The organism is Halorubrum sp. GN12_10-3_MGM (assembly GCF_005435235.1).
GTDB lineage: Archaea > Halobacteriota > Halobacteria > Halobacteriales > Haloferacaceae > Halorubrum > Halorubrum ezzemoulense.
On record NZ_SGUB01000004.1, the window covers coordinates 1 to 21,302 of the forward strand.

At 57.3% G+C, this 21,302-nt stretch carries 14 protein-coding genes and 2 pseudogenes; 9 read left to right on the forward strand and 7 right to left on the reverse strand.

From position 1 onward, the window contains the following. The 4 genes from EXE47_RS04435 to EXE47_RS04450 form a co-directional block, all read left to right on the forward strand. Positions 1–670, forward strand: a 670-nt coding sequence (locus EXE47_RS04435; RefSeq protein WP_137704002.1) for a transposase, incomplete at its 5' end; no start/stop codon positions are given. A gap of 245 nt (positions 671–915) precedes the next feature. Next, entirely contained in the window at positions 916–2,250 is a 1,335-nt protein-coding gene (locus tag EXE47_RS04440) for an IS4 family transposase (RefSeq protein WP_137708043.1), read from the forward strand. A 521-nt stretch (positions 2,251–2,771) separates the two neighbouring features. Further along, positions 2,772–5,615 carry an HVO_2072 family ArtA-dependent S-layer glycoprotein gene (gene csg / locus EXE47_RS04445; protein WP_137708044.1) on the forward strand — a complete coding sequence of 948 codons (2,844 nt, stop codon included), beginning with the start codon at positions 2,772–2,774 and terminating at the stop codon, positions 5,613–5,615. A gap of 337 nt (positions 5,616–5,952) precedes the next feature. Next, the gene (locus EXE47_RS04450) at positions 5,953–7,572 is read left to right on the forward strand and encodes a hypothetical protein (protein WP_137703619.1); all 1,620 of its coding nucleotides are present in this window, start codon (positions 5,953–5,955) and stop codon (positions 7,570–7,572) included. Between the two features lie 99 nt (positions 7,573–7,671). Here the strand turns inward: EXE47_RS04450 and EXE47_RS04455 are convergent, their stop codons facing one another. The 4 genes and pseudogenes from EXE47_RS04455 to EXE47_RS04475 form a co-directional block, all read right to left on the reverse strand. Next, complete coding sequence (locus EXE47_RS04455; protein ID WP_137708045.1) at positions 7,672–9,270, reverse strand: hypothetical protein; 1,599 nt, start codon at positions 9,268–9,270, stop codon at positions 7,672–7,674. A 712-nt stretch (positions 9,271–9,982) separates the two neighbouring features. Next, positions 9,983–10,192: pseudogene (locus tag EXE47_RS04460) on the reverse strand (IS5/IS1182 family transposase); the annotation flags it as partial. Positions 10,193–10,375: 183 nt separating this feature from the next. Further along, positions 10,376–11,521, reverse strand: coding sequence for an ISH3 family transposase (locus EXE47_RS04470; RefSeq protein ID WP_137703616.1), 1,146 nt, complete (start codon positions 11,519–11,521; stop codon positions 10,376–10,378). 127 nt (positions 11,522–11,648) lie between these two features. Then, positions 11,649–12,353, reverse strand: a complete 705-nt coding sequence (locus EXE47_RS04475) for a TetR/AcrR family transcriptional regulator (protein WP_137703615.1) — start codon at positions 12,351–12,353, stop codon at positions 11,649–11,651. A 202-nt stretch (positions 12,354–12,555) separates the two neighbouring features. Here EXE47_RS04475 and EXE47_RS04480 point away from each other — a divergent pair, with 202 nt between their 5' ends. The 3 genes and pseudogenes from EXE47_RS04480 to EXE47_RS19265 all read left to right on the forward strand — a co-directional run. Next, positions 12,556–14,187: a CARDB domain-containing protein gene (locus EXE47_RS04480; RefSeq protein WP_303648415.1), complete on the forward strand. Its 1,632-nt coding sequence runs from the start codon at positions 12,556–12,558 to the stop codon at positions 14,185–14,187. Between the two features lie 3 nt (positions 14,188–14,190). Further along, entirely contained in the window at positions 14,191–16,662 is a 2,472-nt protein-coding gene (locus tag EXE47_RS04485) for an RND family transporter (RefSeq protein ID WP_094580385.1), read from the forward strand. A gap of 297 nt (positions 16,663–16,959) precedes the next feature. After that, positions 16,960–17,040: pseudogene (locus EXE47_RS19265) on the forward strand (transposase); the annotation flags it as partial. Between the two features lie 350 nt (positions 17,041–17,390). Here the strand turns inward: EXE47_RS19265 and EXE47_RS04495 are convergent. From EXE47_RS04495 to EXE47_RS04500, 3 genes are all read right to left on the reverse strand, one after another. Continuing rightward, positions 17,391–17,846 carry a pyridoxamine 5'-phosphate oxidase family protein gene (locus EXE47_RS04495; RefSeq protein WP_137708046.1) on the reverse strand — a complete coding sequence of 152 codons (456 nt, stop codon included), beginning with the start codon at positions 17,844–17,846 and terminating at the stop codon, positions 17,391–17,393. Positions 17,847–17,971: 125 nt separating this feature from the next. Next, positions 17,972–18,130, reverse strand: coding sequence for a hypothetical protein (locus EXE47_RS18660; RefSeq protein ID WP_007345024.1), 159 nt, complete (start codon positions 18,128–18,130; stop codon positions 17,972–17,974). A gap of 74 nt (positions 18,131–18,204) precedes the next feature. Then, a complete protein-coding gene (locus EXE47_RS04500; RefSeq protein WP_137708047.1) occupies positions 18,205–18,840 on the reverse strand; it encodes a helix-turn-helix domain-containing protein in 636 nt (211 codons plus the stop codon). A gap of 114 nt (positions 18,841–18,954) precedes the next feature. Between EXE47_RS04500 and EXE47_RS04505 the strand changes: the two genes are divergently transcribed. Beyond that, a complete protein-coding gene (locus EXE47_RS04505) occupies positions 18,955–19,341 on the forward strand; it encodes a helix-turn-helix domain-containing protein (protein ID WP_094494393.1) in 387 nt (128 codons plus the stop codon). A gap of 134 nt (positions 19,342–19,475) precedes the next feature. After that, positions 19,476–21,257, forward strand: a complete 1,782-nt coding sequence (locus EXE47_RS04510; RefSeq protein WP_137708048.1) for a PAS domain-containing sensor histidine kinase — start codon at positions 19,476–19,478, stop codon at positions 21,255–21,257. Positions 21,258–21,302: the final 45 nt, after the last annotated feature.

The window sequence follows — 21,302 nt, forward strand, 5'->3', positions numbered from 1 at the left end:
CTCGTGGTTCGCCCACGATTCTGGCCTTCCTGAACTCATCGAATCCTCCGACAAAGACTGGATCGGCCCGCTCCGGAGCAACCGACAGGTGACCTACGGCGGCGAAGAGATCCGCGTCGATGCGCTTACAGAGCGCATCGACACGGTTGAACGCGACGTCGAAGACGAGACCTACCACATCTGGACAAAGAAGCTTCCCGTCTCCCAACTGGGAGACGTGAAGCTGGTGCTCGCTGAGAAAGAAACTGACGAAGAAGACGAAGAGAACCCGGTCAAGTACCTCGTCACGAACAAGATCGACGCACCGACCGAGCACATTATTCGCTCCTACGGGATGCGGTGGCGCATCGAAACGTTCTTCGAGGACTCGAAGCAGGATCTCGGCTTGGGAGACTGCGAGATGCAGACCGACGAAGGTGCCAGTCGGCACTGGCACCTTCTGATGGCTGCCTACAGTCTCGTCCGTCTTGATCCCGAATCGAGCGCCTTGGGGACGGTTCGCTCGAAAGCGTCATCGCTTCGAGCGAACCTCGAACACTCGCTGAAAGAAGCCGTTTACAACCTTCTCTCGTGGGTTCGAGACAACGATGATCGTAGCGTCGACGACCTGATGGAAGAGATTGATCACCTCTTCGTTCACTCAACAGCCGACGCTAACGTTCAAAGCTGAGTACAAACAAATTTCATATCGGTTAATTATCATGTGATCGCTGTATAAATAGTACGCTGTCAGATGCTAACTAAGACGACCAGATCGATCGCCGTGACAATCGATCAGATTCTTGTCCTCTCTAGCACCCACATATTCATCCTACTACTATCCCCTCGATACAGCCATCCGTTGTAGTTTAACACCTCACGCCAGCGCCGTCTCCTGATCTGAATACCGTTGGGACTACCTGTCAGAGAAACCCGGTGGCTGCTGTGAGCTACAAACCACCGGATTCGGTAATTGTCGACCGGATCAAAAGAGCATTTCCCACTGATGAGTTGCGCGAGCGCGCTCGCGCAACGAATCTCGTCCAACGAGAGCGCAAGTTCGACACTGTCGCGCTGTTCTACACCCTCTCACTGGGTTTCGCCGCTGGATCAGATCGCTCTATTCAGGCATTTCTCGAACGGTTCGTCGAAATGGCTGACTGTGACGAACTCGCTTATCCAACCTTCCACGGCTGGTTTTCACCCGCGTTCGTTACACTCCTGCGAGAGATTCTCGATGACGCCATCGAGAATCTCGAACCGGGACAAACCGACCTCAGCGGACGTCTCGAACGCTTTCGAGACGTCCTCATTGTTGACGCCTCTATCGTCTCACTCTACCAAGACGCTACAGACGTCTACGCAGCGACTGGCGAAGATCAAGCTGGCGTGAAACTCCACCTCACAGAATCACTCTCAACCGGACTTCCTACGCGTTTTCAAACGACTGACGCCAAAACGCAGGAACGGAGCCAGCTACCCACCGGCGAGTGGGTAGCTGGCGCACTCATCTTGCTCGATCTCGGCTTCTACGACTTCTGGTTGTTCGACCGTATCGATCAAAACGACGGCTGGTTCGTCTCACGGATCAAAGATGACGCGAACTTCGAGATCGTCGAGGAGCTTCGCACATGGCGGGGAAACAGTATTCCACTCGAAGGCGAGTCGCTACAGGACGTCCTCGACGACCTGCAGCGACAGGAGATCGACGCTCGGATCACCCTCTCATTCGACCGCAAGCGAGGGTCGGGCGTCAGCACGACCCGAACGTTCCGACTCGTCGGTGTGCTCAACGAGGACAGCGGTGAGTACCATCTCTACCTAACGAATCTTGCCAGAGACAACTACCACGCGCCCGATATCGCACAGCTCTATCGGGCGCGCTGGGAGATTGAGCTGCTGTTCAAGGAACTCAAATCGCGCTTCGGTCTTGATGAGATCAATACGACAGATCCCTACATCATCGAAGCGCTGATCATCGTAGCGGCGCTCTCGCTGCTGATGAGCCGCGTTATTGTGGATGAACTCCGCAGATTAGACGCAAAGCGGCAGGGGAGCGACGACGACGCGGCCGCGTCGTCGACGCGTCTCCCACGTCGTCGGTGTTCTCACGCGCTCGAACGTCACGCACACTTGGTCCAACTGTACCTGATGGTAGATCTGGGGTATGAAATGCCAGATCTCGACGAATTGCTGTTGTGGTCGTCACGGGATCCAAATCCACATCGAGCAAGATTACGTGAGCAGGTTGAGTCAGGCGAGTTCTGGTAGAAACTCGCCTGACAAGCCGGTCAGCTCAGAGGTAGGTAGTAGCGACAGCTCTGGATCGGCGACGCACTCACCGGAGTGAGTGCGCCGCCTTCAGAGAGTGACAGAGATCTCATCATCTGAGACAGAAGAACATCCGTTCAGTTCTCCGATCACGCTTCATCAGCGATTCGACTCAACACCGTCTTGCCCAACTGTCCGCACAAACACCGCCTCAACGCGCCGCTAAACTACAACGGATGTCGATACAGCAGATCAACTGGTAGGTGCGCTACACGCCAGACCCGCCAATCACAGAACGACTGTCACACGTCTTCACACGGGTCTTGATAGCGTTTAGCATGAATGTGGGTACACACAAAGTATTTATAATAACCGGTGTTTGTTCAAAATGCCCCTACCTCCGAACACGGCAGGCGCAAGTAATCCAACACACGGTAACCGTCTCACAACGAGATCGAAGTTAAGACGGTGTGTCGCGGACAAAACGACTGGCGTACTCGGATGCTGACAAAAAACAAACAATGACAAACGACAATACACGCTCGAAGGCCAACGCGGTCTTCTTCAGTGCCATCATGGTAATCTCTATGGTGGCTGTTGGCTTCGCTGCGGCACCGGCCGCTGCGGCAGTCAACGGTGGGTCGGTCACGTTTGATGACCAGACCCTAAATGACGATGGTACAGTAGAGGTTGACTACAGCAGCTTTAGCAGTGACAGCGGTGGCAGTGCCGTTATTGCTGTCACGTATGAAAACAGTGATGGAGACGCGGTTCTCGCCGGTGTTTCCGACACTGGATCCACTACAAGCAGTGGTACCGCTACCGTCGAAATTGAAGACACCGATGGATTCCCGGGTGTACACACCGCGCACCTGTTCGATTCCGATGATGCACCGGGTGCTGACATTGGGGATACAGTAAGCTCTGGCTTTGACACCTCCGACGCGTACGTGACGGGTGAGCGCGTCCCCACCAATAACCGCGCAGGCGACGGTAGCATTGTCTTCCAAGGTGAGGACGATGTCGTCTTCGTCGGTAACGCTTCCCAGGGTACGATTTCTCACAGCCAACTCTCCGGCACGTCCGGCAACCGTGAGGGTACGCCGCTTCAGGACCCGATTCGTGAAGACGAGGAAACGGGTACTTACGACTTCAACGGTCCCGACGATGGTGACGGTGGCTTCAGCACCACGGTCATCTCGCCCGACATCACGACCGCAGAGGTTCAACTGACTGAGAACGGTAACGACGTTTCGCAGGTCGGGCCTGACTCTGCGAGCCGGCTCAAGGTCTTCGCTGAGTGGAACTTCGGTAACGCTGAAGGCCTCGCTATTACCGTCGAGGACCCGAGTGGCGCCGACATTACCAACGAGGTCCTCATTGACAACAGTGATACCTCCGGCGCAACCGATGTTCTCCAGTACGGCGAAAATGAGACCAATGCCGAAGACGCTAGTGTCGGTCTTGACCTTTCGGGCGAAGATGCTGGTGAGTACACCGTCATCTTCGAAGGCAACGACGAGATCGACCAGGGTAGCGTGACCCAGGAGTACACGATCGAGCTCACCACCGAGGACGAGCTCTCGATCGATGTCGCAGAAGACTCTGTTACGCAGGGTTCCAACGTTGACTACACGGTAAGCGGTGGGACTGACGGCCAGTTCCGGCTCGTCGCTATTGAGGGAGGCGACTTCGCGGATGGTGTCAGTGACAACCAGTCTGCTGACATCTTCCGGAACGTTGACGACGTCAGCGATACTGGCTACAACTCGAGTGATGATTACGCGTGGGCTCTCGTCGAGATCGACGGCACGACAGCTGTCGGGTCGATAGAAACCCAGTACCTCGATACTGCTGATGTTACTGTCGAGGTCTACTCCTACGAAAATGAAGTGTCGTCGCTAGACAGCGACGATCTCGAAGACGATGTCGACCTCGAAGTCACCGAGGGTGAACTCACACTTGACAGTCCGACGGATGAGTACACCATCGGTTCGGAAGTTGACGTGAACGGCTCCGCTGAGGCTGCTGACGAGGTGCGTCTCTACGCGCTTAACAACGACAACTGGGAAATTATCACGGTCAACGGTCAAGACAACATTGACGTTGACTCTGACGACACCTTCGAAGTCGAGGATGTCACTCTCTCGAACGGTGACGGTGGCGGTAATGACATCCTGGCGTTCGAGGGTCAGTACCAGATTGGCGTAATCGACGCGGACGACGCACGCAACATCGAACTGGACTCCGGTGACGACAGCGAAATTAACACCTCATCGTGGACCAGCAACGATGGTACCCGTGCCACGATCCGCTCTGAGTCGGGCGGTCTTACGGCTCAGTTCGGGACCATCGACGGCCAGTTCGCCACTGAAGACAGCACGATGACTGTCAACGGGACTGCAGAGGGGCAGTCGAATGTTGTTGTTGCCTTCGTTGGCGAGCGTGGCGAGGTTGATGTCACGGAAGTGTCCGTTGACAACGACGGTACGTTCGACGAAGAAGACGTCAGCGTCGACCTTTCACAGGGTGCTGCGTCCGGGCACGTCATCTCGCTTGGTCGCGACGGCACCGTCGGTGACGGCGATCTTCCGAACACCAATTCGAGTGATACGGTCGGTATCGATGAGCTATCGAGCTTCATCACTAATCTTGAGGATCAGTCGCTTACCGGCAATCAGGTCCGTGACCGGATTGTCTCTCAGACCACTGAGGCAGACGCTACGGACGACCTGATGATTTCGACGACCTTCCGTGTCACCGAGGCTTCGGTCTCGCTTGACTCGGTTTACCCGGAAGGCGCTCAGGCAGACGGAATCAACCCCGTCGCCGCTGGTGAGACGATGGTCGTGGAGGGTACGACGAACCTCCAGCCTGACGATAACTCCATCGTGCTCAACGTGCTCAACCAGAACGATAACTCGATTGAGTCTGCGTCTGTCGAAGAATGGAGCAATGACGGCCAGTTCACCCTGACCGTCGATACCTCCGACCTCGAGACGGGGACGTACACGCTCGAGGCCGACAGTGGTGATACCACTGACTCCACCGACGTTGAAATCGTCGAAGAGCGGCAGACTGACGACACCGGCGACGACACTGGTGACGACACCGGCGACGACACTGGTGACGACACCGGCGACGACACTGGTGACGACACCGGCGACGACACTGGTGACGACACCGGCGACGACACTGGTGACGACACCGGCGACGACACTGGTGACGACACCGGCGACGACACTGCCGACAACGGCAGCTCCGATGGTGGCAGCACTGACGGCAGCACGCCCGGCTTCGGCGCGCTTGTCGCCCTTGTTGCGCTCATCGCGGCTGCGCTGCTCGCGACCCGTCGCAACAACTAACGCCAGCTAATAACCGAACGGATCACTCCGTTCGGTCCTCGCGGTGCGTATTTTCATTTTTTGCGACTGCCTAAGGCTCGTCAGTTGCTAGCGTAGCGGATATTTCACAGACAACTGACGCGACTACTACAAAACCTGATGGCCAGAAGAATCCGACACCTAAGCGTCTCTCCTCGTTGATATACGCTAGTGTGAACTACCTCATCCTACCGATCGCCTTTCGGTTCGCGCTTGAGGATAGGGCCTCTTGTTTCTACGTGTTCATGGTTTTCGCGAGGCAGACACATTGGGACTGACAGAAAGTATTTACAACCGAGAACGGTAGGAGGAGTTGATCATGAATACACGTGTCTCGCTTGGCGTAGTGATCCTCTTTCTTGGGGTTATTTGCCTTGCTATGCCGCTCAGCATCTCAACTGCGGCACAATCACAGTCATCCCCTGCAGTTGGGTTTGATACTGCAAAGACAACGGTGACGCAGGGCGATGTGGCTACGCTTGGGATCCAGATGCGTGACACTGATGAGGTGACGCTCACCATCCAGGCACCGAATCAACAGTACCAGACAACACTCCGTGCGTACGATAACAATGGAGATGGTTCGGTCACTGTCCGGGCTAATACATTCTATCCAACTGATGTGGACAAAAGCAACCGCTTCACAGCTACTGGCGGTGACTCAGTCCGACTCATTTCTGAATCTGGACTTTCTGAAGGGGCCGTACTCGATACTGGCCGATATAATCTAATTGTCTCAACTGATGAGACAAGCGTTGCGGCAGTGCTTATGATTACTGAACCATCCCAACCGAATGGAACGAATGTGATTGTTCCCCCTGATACATCGTACAAAAATATTGAAACGGGATTAAAAAAGGAGTCGGAGTTGTCGGAGGTAGGTGCTACGGACACCACGGATGTGGATTCACCTAATGTTGCCCGTGGTGATGAGTTTTGGACACGGCTTCCAATTACCGGGATTGGTGGTCTCCTTACCTCACCAGCTCCAGCGTCAAACCTTGTGTTCCCTGTTAATAGCACCCCTGGTGCTGAAACTACCCACATAGCCGATATAAGTAGTAACGAGACAGTCTCTTTCACATCAGTCTCGATCAACTATCAGAGCAATCACGCCAGATCTCACGCAGCTACTCAACAGGTTACTCAGTCCGATATCGAGGTACTTGGGATTGATACAAACAAGAACGGATATATCGATCGCTCACTAAAAGGATCGATACAGAGCATCCAGACGGGTACAGACGGACGCTTAGCAATCTCACTCGACCGTCCAGTTGAGATTTCTACCCACAGTACACTTCGTGTCGCGTACGACATTGAGAATCCCGAAGTAACAGGCTCACAAGACGTCTCCATTACTCTTCAAAACGGTGATATATCTCATCGGCACGCTGGTATCGTCACATACGGGCTTGCGGGTCAAGGTACTCTCGGTCATGGAATTAATCTCCAGTTAACCTCGGAAGAGAGTGAGTCACCTACTGATCCACTTGCGGGCGTCCACACAGTGTACAATGACAGCGTACCTGGACTTGCCGTGGGGGTTGACACAACCACATTGGAACCGGGTGAGTACACGGTTACCCTTGAAGTTGATGAGTCAGCGCCGAACTCTGTACCGAGGGCCTCCCTTCGGCAGTCATTCACCGTGTCTGAGCCCACTGCTGAACTAACAAATCACACCATCAGCAACTCTACTCGGCTATCTGTGACAGCTAGCACCAACCTTGCGCCGAACAGTTCCGCGATTATTCGTATCACTGCGGATGAGAAGGATGGCGGAATCAGTCAAGTTCTTAATTGTGTGGCCACGGTCGATAGCGACAGTAGAATTGGTTGTGACTTTGATCTCTCTCATCCCGCTGATGAGTTCAATATTGATGTCGCTATTAAACGAGATGGTGTCGTGATCGCTGGACCAACCAAGATTAACTGAACCAAATTCACTTGACACAGACGGAAATCGCAAGACGGCAAACCACCGACAATGTTCTACACAAGTAAGTCGGCTTGACTGGATATGATCCTCACTGCCTCATACCCAGTGTCCAAGTATGTATGCTCCCCCCACGACAACGATTCCACCAAAGGCATCGCGTGTCCGAACAGGAAGTAACGTCGGCGAGTTTGGTGTCGTGTCTGGTTGGCTTTCATTTCCACTAGACGAATTAGTTTCAACAGACGTTTGATTATCTGGCTTAGTTTCGGTTGTGTTTTGGACTGTTCTATTTGTTGTCTCGGATTGTACTGAAGTCGTATTATCAGTCGTCTCTGTGCCGTTGTTTGTGTTTGTTTCTTTTTGTGAATCTGGAATCTCTGGTGTAATGCTTGTTGAGTACTGTCCCGACCGATAACTCACCAGTATGGTCACTATTGTACCCTTGGCAGACGCTCTAAACTCTTTATCAAAGCTAACAGCATTCGTGAATGTTTCTGTATCATATACTCGATCAAGATCAAGTCGCTCTCCAGTTGATGTATCGAATGTCTCGATCGTGACTCGACTAATCTCTGCCTGTGAGACTGTGCCAGCAAGGTGGACTGTTTTTCCCTCTAGATTGATCGTCGCGTTTGTAATGTTCACCTCAGGTTCTGGTTCATACTTGATTACAAACGTTTGATTGCGTATGTTTCCTGCCGCATCTTCTGCTGTTATTTTGAATTCATTGTCGTCGTTGTCGTCATATAATTCAACCGTCGTATCGAAACTGTATTTGAGTTTGTCTGGATTCGGTTTTGCGTTTGCGCTTAACATCAGAACCTGTGAGCCATTGTTCGATGTCCGATTTATTTCGACACGCTTGAGTTTCGTTTCATCCTGAACCGTACCGCCGATGCTCGCCGTGTCCGTGTAACTTTCATCCGCGACGGTGATATTGATGGTAGGATCCGACTCATCATCAACGTCAATTACAAACCGGTCAGTGTTTGTGCGGCCGAGCGTATCCCTGTACTCTGCGGTGAGATTGTTTGTTCCGTCGACAAGCAGTAACTCTTGAGAAAAAGACTCTCCGGGGTTCGAAATTCGATGAATCTTCCGGTCTACATCTGAGCTACTCTCATCAGGCCCGTAGTTGCTCGTTCGCTCAATTCGGATGCTTTTAACATCTACTACCGTGTGAAGATTGCCAGCCAGAGTGACTTGCCCACTAGTAACATTTACTGTATTGTTTGGCCCACCTTTGACCGTCGTTGAAAATGGCGAGGTGTATTCTACCCTTGGTGCGGCTGTATGCTTCGTTATCGACGACTTGAATGTTGTTACTGTATCAGACTTTGTAATCACTTCTACCGTATTTTCATTTGGGTCGAGATCAAGTGTAACTGATCGGTCAAATGTCGTCGAGTTAGGTCGATATGAACGGTATACGTCCCCATTGACTCGCAGTTCGATCAACTCAATCGGCGCATCTGCTGTGACAGTGATGTTTGCGTTTGGGTCGTTTAATACGACAACATTGTCTTCAGACTTGAGCTGCTCCCCATCAATGGTTATATTGGTTGTTGCCTCTTGTGCAGCTACAGCCCCAACCCCGGTATACATGAGCAGGCCCAAAATACACATCCCGCACAGAACACTCGCCCAGCGCCTGTAAGTTGGACCTTTTACCGGCTTCATAGAACTTGCTATCATGTTGTTTCGGTGAACACCGCTTGTATACCATCATCCTCCCAGCAATTCATATGACTGTGCTGGCCTAAATATCATCCGCGATACTCATCAACTTCCCTAACTCAGCTTTGAACGTTGTCGTGTTGACACTATTGGACCCGAAATCGGGGGAAAAGACGTTCTACGAGAAGTTTACGGTATCGGCCGAACTGGAGAGTGATTCACAGAGGATAATGAAGGCAGCGTTCAGGGCGTTTGAACCTCTAGTGGAAAGTGGAGCGTCTGCGGCTGAACCCCCTTTTCCGTGTTCACACCGTCTCAGCCGCCATTTTCGGTCGATTAAGTGTTGGATACTCAACGTTCAAAGCTGAGTTCCCTAAGATCAAGTTCGGTCGACACCGCCACTTCAGTCGGGTTCCGCTAGGCCGCATTTCACATCAGTGGCCGGACAGTTTAGTAGAAATCTGGGACGCAGCGTGTCTGAGAGCCAGTTGGTGACGTGGGCTGTACGTCCGACTGGCTCTCATCAGGGACTTGTGGTCCCATTTATATTGGTGTGAACAGACAAATAAATATCCACTGGTTCACTCACGTTAGCGGTGTTTCACATAAGTGATCTTGTTGGATGTGTTTAGGTTGGAATCGGTCGCAGCGAGCCTGTTGTAACAGATTTGCTTCAATCGTGGATCGACTTTTCTCTCGGCCGTGTTGAATCGCTGTAAGGCGTTGGAATTCACTGTTTGACGAAGCGTTTGATGTTATAGACGACACATATCAGCGCGATTTCGCGGAACTCACGGAATCATGACCGCGCTCGCACGGGGAAGCCGAGCGAGCGTTTCACAGCCGAATTCAGGGGTTCGGCCATAGAGCGTTGATTGTAGCGAGTATCGTCGATTCTAGCGTTGTGCGCCTGGTCGTCCGGGGCGAAGATGCGATGCTCAGTCGATCACATCGACAGTCGCGTGATCTTGCCTAATGGCGGTGAACCAGATTGGACTGATCGTGGAGTGTCTTCGAAGTGCCGGTGAGCTTAGCCTTCGGGGTGAACCGTCGCTGTCGGCGGCAGACTGCCGCCGACGCGACAGCGTCCCCATTCACAACTGCTGTCCGGACCGGTGGACAGCTACCGGAAGAACCGGTCGTCGAGTGGTTGGTTCGCTGGAACAGTCCTACGCACACCAAGCGCTGTCCAAGCTGCGCGAAGCGTCATTTCGCAAAACTCCGTGAACGACCACTGCCAGAGGCGGCGCCCCGCCGCGGGGGGCGCCGCCACGTACCGCCAGTGTAGATACCGCCAGCTATTCTGGAGCAGTAGGCTCACCACAAACATCACCAGCCGTAGCCCAGCGTCCTGAGAACTGGTGAATGCGAGACTCTGCTTGGCTAATCGGTAGTTCGACTCGATGCCGAAGCGCTCGCTGTAGTGCTCCCGGGCATCCCGTGACGTGTCGATAAACGGCGCGTCAGCGGCGTAGCCATGACGCGCCACCCCGTGTTCATCGTATCGTCCCTGTTGGTAGACGCAGTCGATGAACACAGGGAACGTTACCTTGCCGGCGAGTTCGTGTTCGATCTCGCGGCTCCAGCCTCTGCTGAGTTCGTCTTGGATCGTTTCACTCCACTTGACGATCGGCATCATGTAGGCGTAGTTGTGCGTGGACAACAGCCCAAGACAGGTGCCGTTGTAGAATCCGCGATCGAGATAGACGGCCTTGACGCCGAGGTCAAGGCCGTCAAGGAGCTCGAGAAACTCACCAAGGACGTCGCTGGTGGTGTCGCCAGCGACAAGCTGGCGCACCGCCAGCGTGTACCGTTTGTTGCGTACCCGCGCGTACAGCGTCGCGTACGCGTGAAACGTCGTCGTTCCCCGTTTCGCTTGTGAGGAGTACAGCGCTTCTGTTTCGTCTTCATCGCCGTAGTAGGGGTCGAGGTGGAGGTCTGCACAGGCCTCCACCGGTCGATCTGGAAGCGTCTCAAGCGCATCTCGTTGAAGTAGCGTGTCGCCAACCGCCTCAACGGAGTCAAGTTCAAACTGCTCGGTGAGATGTCCTCGGACGGTGTTGGCGTGTGGCGAGCCTTCGGTCGTTTCGCAGACGTGATTGATCGAGGCCCCGCCGGCGCTGGCGCCGGCGAGGACCTCGTACAACGTCTCTGTCGTGACCTTGACGTTCTCGTCGATGTCTATCTCAAGCTCTTCATCGAGGCTGTTGACGACAAAATTAAGAAGATGCTCTTCCTCTATCTCGTTGTCTGCTTCGGTAGGTTCCACACTCTTCCCAAGCAGACACTTTCACTCAAACCCGATGTGATCGACTGAGCCTTGAATCTTCCATAACTTGCTTGAACATTATCAAGGAGCGAACGGCGTCAGCCGTGAGCGAGTAGGGTGGGGTAGTTCACCCGCTGTGATCGTCACAAGAAGTCATCGATTCATCTGCGAACAATCCCGTGATAACCGTGTCGATCAGTGCCTCCTCAACCTCATCATAGGTCTCGTTCAGGACGATGGGTGTGTTCTGTGCTTGCGTGACGAACAGCAGCGACCGTAGGAGTCCTCGTACGATATCCGGATCGTCTATCCGGACATCATCGCGCGCAACCCACGCTTCCGGCTGCGGTAACACGCGGAAATCTGCTTCGGCACCTGTGTCGGGTTTGTTGTCGCCATCGCCTTTACTAATCGTGCCCGTGTTATTGTTGTCCCCTGTACTGGTACCATCATCATAGTTTGTTCCATTCAACTGCTCATCGATCCGCCGTATCTCACCCTCCACAAACAGCCTCCGAATAAGAGGGTTCGATCGGACTTGTTTAAGTGTCGTTCGCAGGATCATTTCAGCTTCCGCCTGTGGTGTCTCCACCTCACCGATGACTGCTTCGAGTTGTTCAAATAACTGATCGCGCTCAGAGACCAGCACAACAAGATACAGTTGCTCTTTCGAGTCAAAAAACTGGTAGAACGTACTAGTACCGATTCCCACCTCTTCGGTAATATCATTCACACGCGTTCGATCGAAACCGAACTGCGCGAAAAGTTTGTGACCCGCCTCAATCAACTCTTCGCGGATACGCTCGCGATCTTCATCGGTAAAGCGCGCCATTATTGCTTCTTCGCGTCAGCTGCGATGGCTTCGTTTTTTCGCTCCATACCGAGATACGAGAGTCCACGAACAAAATGTTTATTGGTTCTCGGGTGAAGTAGTGAGTGTGCAACGAGCTCGCCACTTCTCGCCGAATAGTCCCGCAACGGAATTCCCCCGATCCCGGAGTACAAACACCACGACTATCGAGGTGCGGTAGCGCATGCGGACTCGCCCCCTATCCGTTGTGCTTGTGAGTGTGCTTCTCCTCACTAGTGGTCTCGGCATCGGTGCTGTCGGCGCCGAGCTAACCGGCTCCGACGCCGCACCTAGCATCGGCGTTAGCGCGCCCGCACAGGCCTCGAACATCGGTGGGTCTCCTGATCTTGACGTGTTCGCGCCGAACCCGAACCTCGTCCCCGGCCGGACCAACCAGATCTCCCTCCAGATCGCCAACGACGGAGACCTCCGGTTCGGGAACGCTGCGAACAGCGATCTTGTCACTACGGCGCGCAACGTCCGCGCCGAGGTTGAGGCGAGTGGTCCACTATCTGTCGAGTCGGGCGAGACATCGATCGGCAGCGTGACGACAAGCGCCCCCGGTGAACTACCGGTGAGTCTGAACGTGCCGCAGGGCGTCGAGCCCGGAACATACTCGCTAGATCTAGATCTCACCTACGGCTACATATCCTCCGGCGAGAGCCGAACCGTAACGATCTCCCGCGACGTCGAAGTCCGCGTGCGCGACGACGCCCGGTTCCAAGTCGTTGACATCGACAGCGACGCGCAGATCGGTGACAGCGGCACCGTTGAGGCGACGATCGAGAATGTCGGCGCGGAGACGGCGCATAATGCTGACGTGACTTTTGGGACGCAAAGTAATAGTGTCACAGTGAGTGACGGTCAGTCCAACACTGTTCGGATCGAGGAGATCGAACCCGGCGAGACGACATCTGTCGCATACGATGTGGGCGTCGCGTCCGATCTACCAGTCCAGCAGTACACGCTCTCCGGTTCCGTACAATTCGAAGACCCAGACGGGATCACCCGCACCGATGATGGGCTCTCACTCGGGATCCTCCCGCTTGCCGAACAGGAGTTCGCATTCACTAACGTGGAGTCACAGCTTCGCGTCGCCGAGGACGGCGAACTGGTCGGCACCGTTCGCAACGACGGCCCTGTTCCGGCCCGTAGCGTTGTTGTTCAGTACGCCGGCAATTCCCAGAGCGTGATCCCGGCAGAGCGGTCGACCGCTGTAGGGACGCTTGATTCCGGTGAATCCGCGAACTTCACACTGCCAATCTCGATTAGTGGCGAGGCCGAGTCCGGCCTGCGCTCGCTCGATATGGCAGTCCAGTACCGAAACGGTGAAGATGAGTTGCGGGCCTTCGAAGACCTCGTCGTCGACGCTGAGGTTGCCCCTGAGCGCGACCGTTTCGACGTTGCGGTCGAGAACCGCACTATCCAGTCAGACGGGACTCGTACCGTCGATGTCACCGTAACGAATAATCTCAACGAGACTGCCAGCGACGTCGAGGCACGGTTGTTCGCCGACGATCCGCTCGATACAGGTGATACCGACACGGGATACGTCCAATCACTCGACTCCGGGGAAACCACCACGATGACTTTCGAGTTGACTACTACAGGCTCTGCAACGCCGGGTAGCACGTACCCAATCTCGCTTGACTTCCGGTACGATGACGCGGACGGAGACAGCCAACTGACAGACACCTACCGTGTCCCGATAGACGTGATCGAGAGTGAGGGCGGCGGACTGCCGCTGCCAGTTATCATTGTCGCGCTGCTTGTCGTTGGGACGGGGGCGCTTGTCGTCTACCGGAGGCGGCAGTAACCGATGTCTCTCGGCGAGCGGATCGAGGCGTGGACACGGCGACTTAACGACGCCATCGTCGACAGCCCGCGCCGAGTCATCATCATATTCCTTGTTCTCACGCTGGTGTTTACCGGCGGGATAGGCCTTGTCAGCACGGACACTGAGGCCACCGATTCGTTCACCGATGGTCTCGAGGAACAGCAGGCACTTGACGCGGTTAACGAAGAATTCGAAGATCCATTCGAATCCGATGATGAGTCCACACAACTCATCCACTCGGGAAGTAACGTTTTGACAAAAGAGGCGTTACTCAGAGACCTCCGGGTCTTAGAGGAGGTTGAGTCACGAGACGACCTCCGGGTAGCCTCGGCCAACGGCCCGGCCACAGTCGTCGCACAGACAATCGACCCGTCGGCGACCACGGCAGCCGAACAGCGGCGCGTCCTGGAGTCGACGAGTGCGACCCGAGTCAGACAGGTCGTTCGCAGCCTCTCAGAAAATCCGCGGTTTACGGGGACGCTCGCGACAGATTTCAATCCGGCGAGCGTGAGCGCAAGCGCGTCGATTACGGTCATCTCACACGACGTGCCGGGAGGGTTCTCGGATGGGGACCTCCAAGAGGTTCAAACGACGATCCGATCGATTGCGGCTGATCAGCCAGGGGATCTCACGGCGTTCGGCAGCGGCGTGACGAACGCCGAGACGGCCAACGTCATCGGTGATTCGCTCACCATCGTAATGCCTGTCGTTGTGCTGTTGCTGCTTTTATTCCTGGTCGTCGCCTACCGTGACCCGATCGACCTCGGGCTCGGGCTGCTGTCGCTTCTGATGACCATCATCTGGACGTTTGGGTTCCTCGGATTCTCTGGAATCCCATTTAACCAACAGATGATTACCGTTCCTGTGCTGTTGCTTGCGGTCGGGGTCGACTTCGGAATCCACATTATCAACCGCTATCGCGAGGAGACCGTCAAGGGGTACGAGGCGACAGAGGCGATGCGTGAGGCGAATAACCAACTGATGATCGCGTTCATAATTGTCACTGTGACCACTGTGTTCGGATTTGGGGCAAACGTAATCTCTGACCTCACGCCGATCCGAAACTTGGGAATCGCCTCGGCGGTCGGGATTACCTTCACTTTCCTGATCTTCGGGTTGTTTCTGCCGGCAGCAAAACTGGTCGTCGACAGACTGCGAGAGCAGTACGGAGTCCCAGAATTCAACTCGGCTCCGATCTCTTCGGAGGACTCAACACTTGGAAAATTCTTGACGTTCCCGGCACAGGTCAGTCGGTACGCGCCAATCGCGTTCGTGGTCGTGCTGCTCGTGACGGGGGGGATGGCCGCAGCGTACGGCAGCGGCGTCGACACCTCTTTCGAGACTGAGGACTTCCTTCCCCCGGAGGAGCAACCGGACTATGTGACCGGCCTCCCTGAGCCGTTCGCACCGAGTGAGTACACCGTCACTGAGACGTTGAACCTGCTTGAAGATCGGTTCTCGACCAATCAGGACCAAACAGTGAAGTTGTACGTCGAAGGGAACTTCGAAGAGGGCCATGCGCTTGAGGCTCTCGCGGACCCAAACGACGATGCATCAGGCTCACTCGCAGTCGGTGACGGCGGGAGCGCCCAGCCAACAAGTATTGTGACTGTGATTCAATCGCATGCCGAACAGAATCCGGAGTTTGCCAAACTGGTTGCCCGCAACGATATCGACGGAAACGGAATTCCCGACCAGAATCTCGACCGCATCTACGACGTGCTGTTCGCCTCGTCGTCCGGCGATCGGGCTGAGCAGTACCTCACGCCGGATCGACGGAGTGCGCAGGTCGACTATGCGATCGACTCCGGGGCTTCACAGGCTGAGGCCGCGGCCGACACTCGGGAGTTCGCTGAAGAGTTCCGGTACAAGACGACCGCCACCGGTCAGATCGTCGTATTTGATGCCGTGACTGATATCATCTTCAATTCTTCGATTCAGGGACTAATCATCGCAATTGGGTTAACAGGATTGTTCCTCGTTATTGCCTACGCCGTATTGGAGAGCAAGCCGCTCCTCGGAATAGCGAATCTCTTCCCGATCTTAATCGCAATCGCATTCTTACTTGGGACAATGCGATATCTCGGGATATCACTGAACGCGCTGACCGGCACAATTCTATCGATTTCCATTGGGCTCGGAATTGCGTACTCAGTACACGCCACTCATCGGTTCATCGATGAGTACAACGCCGGCGCCGACGCTTACGAGTCGATGATTATCACGCTCTCGGGGACAGGTGGTGCCCTGCTCGGAAGCATGCTCACCACTTCGCTCGGGACGGGCGCGCTCGCGCTCGCCATCACACCCGTGCTTGGGGACTTCGGCCTTTTGATGGCGCTGAGCGTGGTATACTCTTTCGTATTCACAGTGATCGCGCTTCCTCCAGCAGTGTTGTTGTGGGAGCACTATCACGGGATATGGGAAGGGATCAACCTGTCTGTCTCTGGGTGAGATTCAATATTTGCCAGTATTATAATTTTACAAAGTAAGCTACAGAAACAAATCCTTCACCCTCAAGAGGAGAACCGTGTCAGCGGTGATTGAGTAGGGTTGAGAAGAAGTCAGTATATTTTCGACATGTAATTCTAGTCGAATTGTTGCTTGGACAGGTAGCTATCTATCCAGCAAGAGTCACCGGTTGTTGTCGGCGATGCTACTCTAGGATCTGTACTAGTGTGTACGGTTACCTGACTTGGCATCGGTCCGGGTGCGTCGTCGACACCTTTCGTTTTGATCGAGTAGTGAAATAATGCGGTGAAGAATATCGGGCTGAAGTACCTCTGCGACCAGCAAAAGTCTAGGCATAGAGGCGCATCCGTAGGCGTGTGATTGGACAGCGAGGCGTTGAATGTGAATGGCGGATCCTCGCCTACTACCTTGAGCAATTAAAACGGCAGTCCACGCTGAATGCCACGCTCTTGCGTCTCGTCCGCATACAAGAGCTCTGCTCTTGTGAACACTGTATCCCCTCTCTACTCACTCGCTTCGCTCGTTCGTTGAGGAAGGGGCCTCAGCGCCTCAATTCAGGTAAACTACAATATCCCAACCCAGTGGTGCGGTGCCGTGGGAATCTTTGCGCTTCAGCGCGGGGAGGGTGTCAAACAGCCTGACTTATTCGCTTCCCATGAGACGGCAGAAAAACCAGTTTGGATTATATACAAAGCTAATCGGAAAAATCCCTACGCCTCGTCGCGCTCGACAACGACCCTCCGTCCGGTCAGTTCTTGGGGCGCAAAGCGGTAGAGTTCGATGTCGAGGTCCGGTTTGTTGTCGGCCCAGATCTCGAAGACGGGACGCTGCGTCTCGCCGTACTGGGCGATAGTTTCGGGGGTGAGCTCGTCGAGGTCGACGCGTTCGAGGGTGCCGATGCCGACGACGCTGGCATATTCGTCGTCTTCGTCCTCGTAGACGACCACGCGGGCCCGCGGCGTCGACGCGAGGAACTCGCGCTTCTCGCTGTCGGGCGTCGACACCAGCCGGAGGTACAACGCGCGCTCGTCCGCGTCGTACCCGTAGGAGATCGGGATCGCGTACGGCGCGTCGTCGCGCGCGAGCGCGAGAACGCCCGTCTCGTGGCGAGACAGGTGTGCGTCCACCTCGGTCGACGACATCTCGACCTCGCTGTTCGTCGGCATATCGAATCTTCTTCCCACGAGTTGATAAAGGGAACGAGACGGCGCGCAGCGCGGGGACAGCGGGGAGGCGTCTCTGCGGTGCGGACGGCGGCGGAGGCTCTGCGGCGGTCGCCGGCCGACTCCGTTCAGCTGATCGTCGGCGCCTCGCCGATGTCCTCCTCGGTGACCGGCGCCCCGCAGACGACACAGCCCGTCTCGAGCAGCGTCGCCCGCATCGCGTCGTCCACCTCGATCGAGCGCCGACACTCCGGGCAGACGAAGGTGTGGGTGGATCGCCCCGTCATACCCGTGCGTACGCTCCCCATGCCCATCAAACGGACCTCGGATTCTCGCGGCGTCGGAATGTGATAATCGATCCTTAGTCAAGCAGCGACCGGAACAGCTTCCGCTGGGCGGCGGCGACGTGCTCGGTGAACGTCGACCGACCGATGCCCAGCGACGCCGCGACCTCGCCGGCGTTGGCGCCCTTCGGGTGGTCGAAGTACCCCGCCTCGTAGGCGACTTCGAGCACCTCGCGCTGGCGCTCCGTCAGTTCGCTCCGGTCGACGGTCACCAAGTCCGACTCCGTCGGCGTCGTCGACGACTGGAGCAGGCGCTTCACCTCCATCTCCGGACACTCCTCGCGGAACGCCTCCAACACCGACCGCAGTGTCGGCAAGTCGCTCGCGTGGAAGGTGACGCGCAGCCGCCCGTCGCGGACCACCGCCTCCGAGACGGGCGTCTCGTGGCGGTCGAGGACGGCGAACGGCGAGTCCGGGTCGACCGCCGCCTCGAACCGGTAGGCCGCTCGGCCGCCGTAGTCGAAGACCACTTCGACTCCCTCGGCGACCGAGAGGTCCGCGTCCGCGATGAACTCCACGACCACTCGCTCGCGGTCGTCGGCGGGCGTACACCGCGTGACGCCCGTGACGGGCGTCGTTCCGTCGACGACGCCGTCGAACGGCGAGGCCGCCGCGGTCGGCAGCGAGACCTCCGCCCGGATTCCCGATCCCATCTCGTTCGTCCGTGCCCGCGCCGGGCAAAAACGTTGGCGGGCGCGCGGTCGGGTATAAAACTCCCCGCATATGAGGGGCCACAGTTCGGGAGGCTGTAGCCGTAACGTACAGGTATGAAACGCCCCCCGCGCACGACCGACGCCACGACGACGACCGAGGGAGACGCGGCGCTCGACGCGACGTTCGAGGCGCTCGCCGACGCCGACTGTCGGGCGATCCTCGCCGCCGCGGCGACGCCGAAGACGACGAGCGAACTCGCCGACGACTGCGACATCGCGCTCTCGACCGCCTACCGGAAGGTCGAGCTGCTGAGCGAGACGCCGCTGCTCGCCGAGGGGGTCCGGTTCGACCCGGACGGCGACCACGCCGCCGAGTACGTCCGCGACGCCGCCGAGGCCGCGATCGAGTTCGGCGACGACGGCGTCTCGCTCGCGGTCGACGACGAGGGGGCCGACCCGCTGGCCGCCGCGCTCAACGCCCCCGGCGTCTCGGCCGACTGATCTGCCGCGGCGCGACGGACCGGTCTCCGGGAGGTACGATCAGGGCGCGCTCGCCCGCCGGTTCGTCGACGATTGTTTTCGAACCTGATAATCACACGGCCACGCTTATACGCCAGTTCTCGAAGGTGTTCCGTATGTCTCGCTCACCGGAACCCGAAACCCTCGTCGACCTTGCGCAGGACAAGGTCGCGGTGATCGACGAGAAGGGCCGGTTCCGGTACCTCAACGCGGCCACCCGCGAGCTGCTCGGGTTCGACCCCGACGCGCTCGTCGGGACCGACGCCTTCGACCTGATTCACCCCGACGACGCCGACCGCGTTCGAACGGCGTTCGAGGCCCTCGTCGCCGACGGAACCGCTCCGGAATCGCCGCTGGAGTACCGCTACGCGACCGCCGACGGCGACTGGGTGTGGTTTCGCACCCGCGTGTTCCCGCCGTCGGAGACCGGCCTCGACGGCTACGCGCTGAGTTCGCGCGACGTCACCCTCGAGGTCGAGTCGCGCCGGCGCTTGGAGACGATCGCGTCGACGTCGCCGGACGTGCTCTGGATGTTCAGCGCCGACTGGGAGGACCTGTTGTTCGTCAACGGCGCGCTCGAATCCGTGTTCGGGATCGAGCCGGACGCGCTCGAACGGCGCCCGCAGATGTTCCTCGCCGCGGTTCACCCCGACGACCGTCCGGCCGTCGAGGACGCGATGGAGCGGCTCTCCGACGGCGAGCCGACGAACCTCGACTACCGGATCGGGCCGGCCGACGGGCGGACCACCTGGGTCAGGGTGCCCTCGCGCCCCGTGTGGGAGGACGGCGAGGTCGTCGCCGTCACCGGTTTTGCCCGCGATGTCACGGACGAGTACCGCCGCGAGCGTCAGCTCACGGTGATGGACAACCTCCTCCGACACACGATCCGCAACGACATGAACATCGTCGACGGCACCGCGGAGCGCATCGCCGACCGCGTCGAAGACGCCGTCAGCGCGACGGCGACCGAGGAACGTGGTATCGTTCCCGATGAGCTCGACCTGGCCGAACTCGCCGCCGACCTGATCGACCACGCGGAGACGGTTCGCCGGGTCGCCGACGACCTGTTGACGACCGCCGAGAAACAGCGCGGCGTGATCGACCTCCTCCGCCACCACGAACACCCGCAACCCCTCCGGGTCGCGCCGCTCGTCGAGAGCGCGGTGGCGGACGCCGTCGACGACCGGTCGAGTCCGACCGCGGAGATATCGGTCTCCTGCCCCGGCGACGTGCGGGCGTTCACGCACCCCGAGCTCGACTACGCGATCGCCGAACTGATCGAGAACGCGATCGAACACGCCGAGGCGGCGCCGAGCGTCGAGATCGAGGTCACCGCGCCCGCCGACCGGGTCAAGATCGCGGTCCGCGACAACGCGCCGCCGATCCCCCCGGCCGAGCGGGACCCGATCACCGACCGGTGGAAGATGGACGACCTCAGACACACCGGCGGGATGGGGCTGTGGCTCGTCTACTGGATCGCCGATCGGTCCGGCGGCGACTTGGCGTTCGACGCCGGCGCCGACGGCAACGAGGTGACGATCTGCGTCCCCGACGCCGACTGTGACCCCGGCGACTCGACGGTGGATCGGACCCATCCGGTCGCGCCGGACGCCCGCCCGACGCCAGCCGGACCGGACGCGGGGGAGATGACGCCGGTCGTCAGTTCGCCACCGTCCGATGTCGAGGTCGCCGAGTCGACCTCGGCTGACGCCGAGACCGCCAAGTCGCCCCCCTCAGACGCCGGGACCACCCAGCCCGAATCCGAAGCCGGCGGCGCGGAGTCGGCCGATCCGGAGCCCACCGGCTCGGAGCCGATCGACTCCGGCCTCTCCGCGTCCGAGACTCCCGCGGATCCCGACGGTCCCCCTGACTCACCGCCGGGATCGACGAACGGTTGACCGAAACCCGATCGATCGTTCACCGTTGACTCCGATTCCGAAGAA

Bases quoted from the DNA above. Each gene is read 5' to 3' on its own strand.
- EXE47_RS04505 (WP_094494393.1), top strand. From the start codon at position 18,955: ATGAAACGCCCCCCGCGCACGACCGACGCCACGACGACGACCGAGGGA.
- EXE47_RS04495 (WP_137708046.1), bottom strand. From the start codon at position 17,846: ATGCCGACGAACAGCGAGGTCGAGATGTCGTCGACCGAGGTGGACGCA.
- EXE47_RS04510 (WP_137708048.1), top strand. From the start codon at position 19,476: ATGTCTCGCTCACCGGAACCCGAAACCCTCGTCGACCTTGCGCAGGAC.
- EXE47_RS04500 (WP_137708047.1), bottom strand. From the start codon at position 18,840: ATGGGATCGGGAATCCGGGCGGAGGTCTCGCTGCCGACCGCGGCGGCC.
- EXE47_RS04480 (WP_303648415.1), top strand. From the start codon at position 12,556: ATGCGGACTCGCCCCCTATCCGTTGTGCTTGTGAGTGTGCTTCTCCTC.
- csg (WP_137708044.1), top strand. From the start codon at position 2,772: ATGACAAACGACAATACACGCTCGAAGGCCAACGCGGTCTTCTTCAGT.
- EXE47_RS04475 (WP_137703615.1), bottom strand. From the start codon at position 12,353: ATGGCGCGCTTTACCGATGAAGATCGCGAGCGTATCCGCGAAGAGTTG.
- EXE47_RS04450 (WP_137703619.1), top strand. From the start codon at position 5,953: ATGAATACACGTGTCTCGCTTGGCGTAGTGATCCTCTTTCTTGGGGTT.
- EXE47_RS04485 (WP_094580385.1), top strand. From the start codon at position 14,191: ATGTCTCTCGGCGAGCGGATCGAGGCGTGGACACGGCGACTTAACGAC.
- EXE47_RS18660 (WP_007345024.1), bottom strand. From the start codon at position 18,130: ATGACGGGGCGATCCACCCACACCTTCGTCTGCCCGGAGTGTCGGCGC.
- EXE47_RS04455 (WP_137708045.1), bottom strand. From the start codon at position 9,270: ATGATAGCAAGTTCTATGAAGCCGGTAAAAGGTCCAACTTACAGGCGC.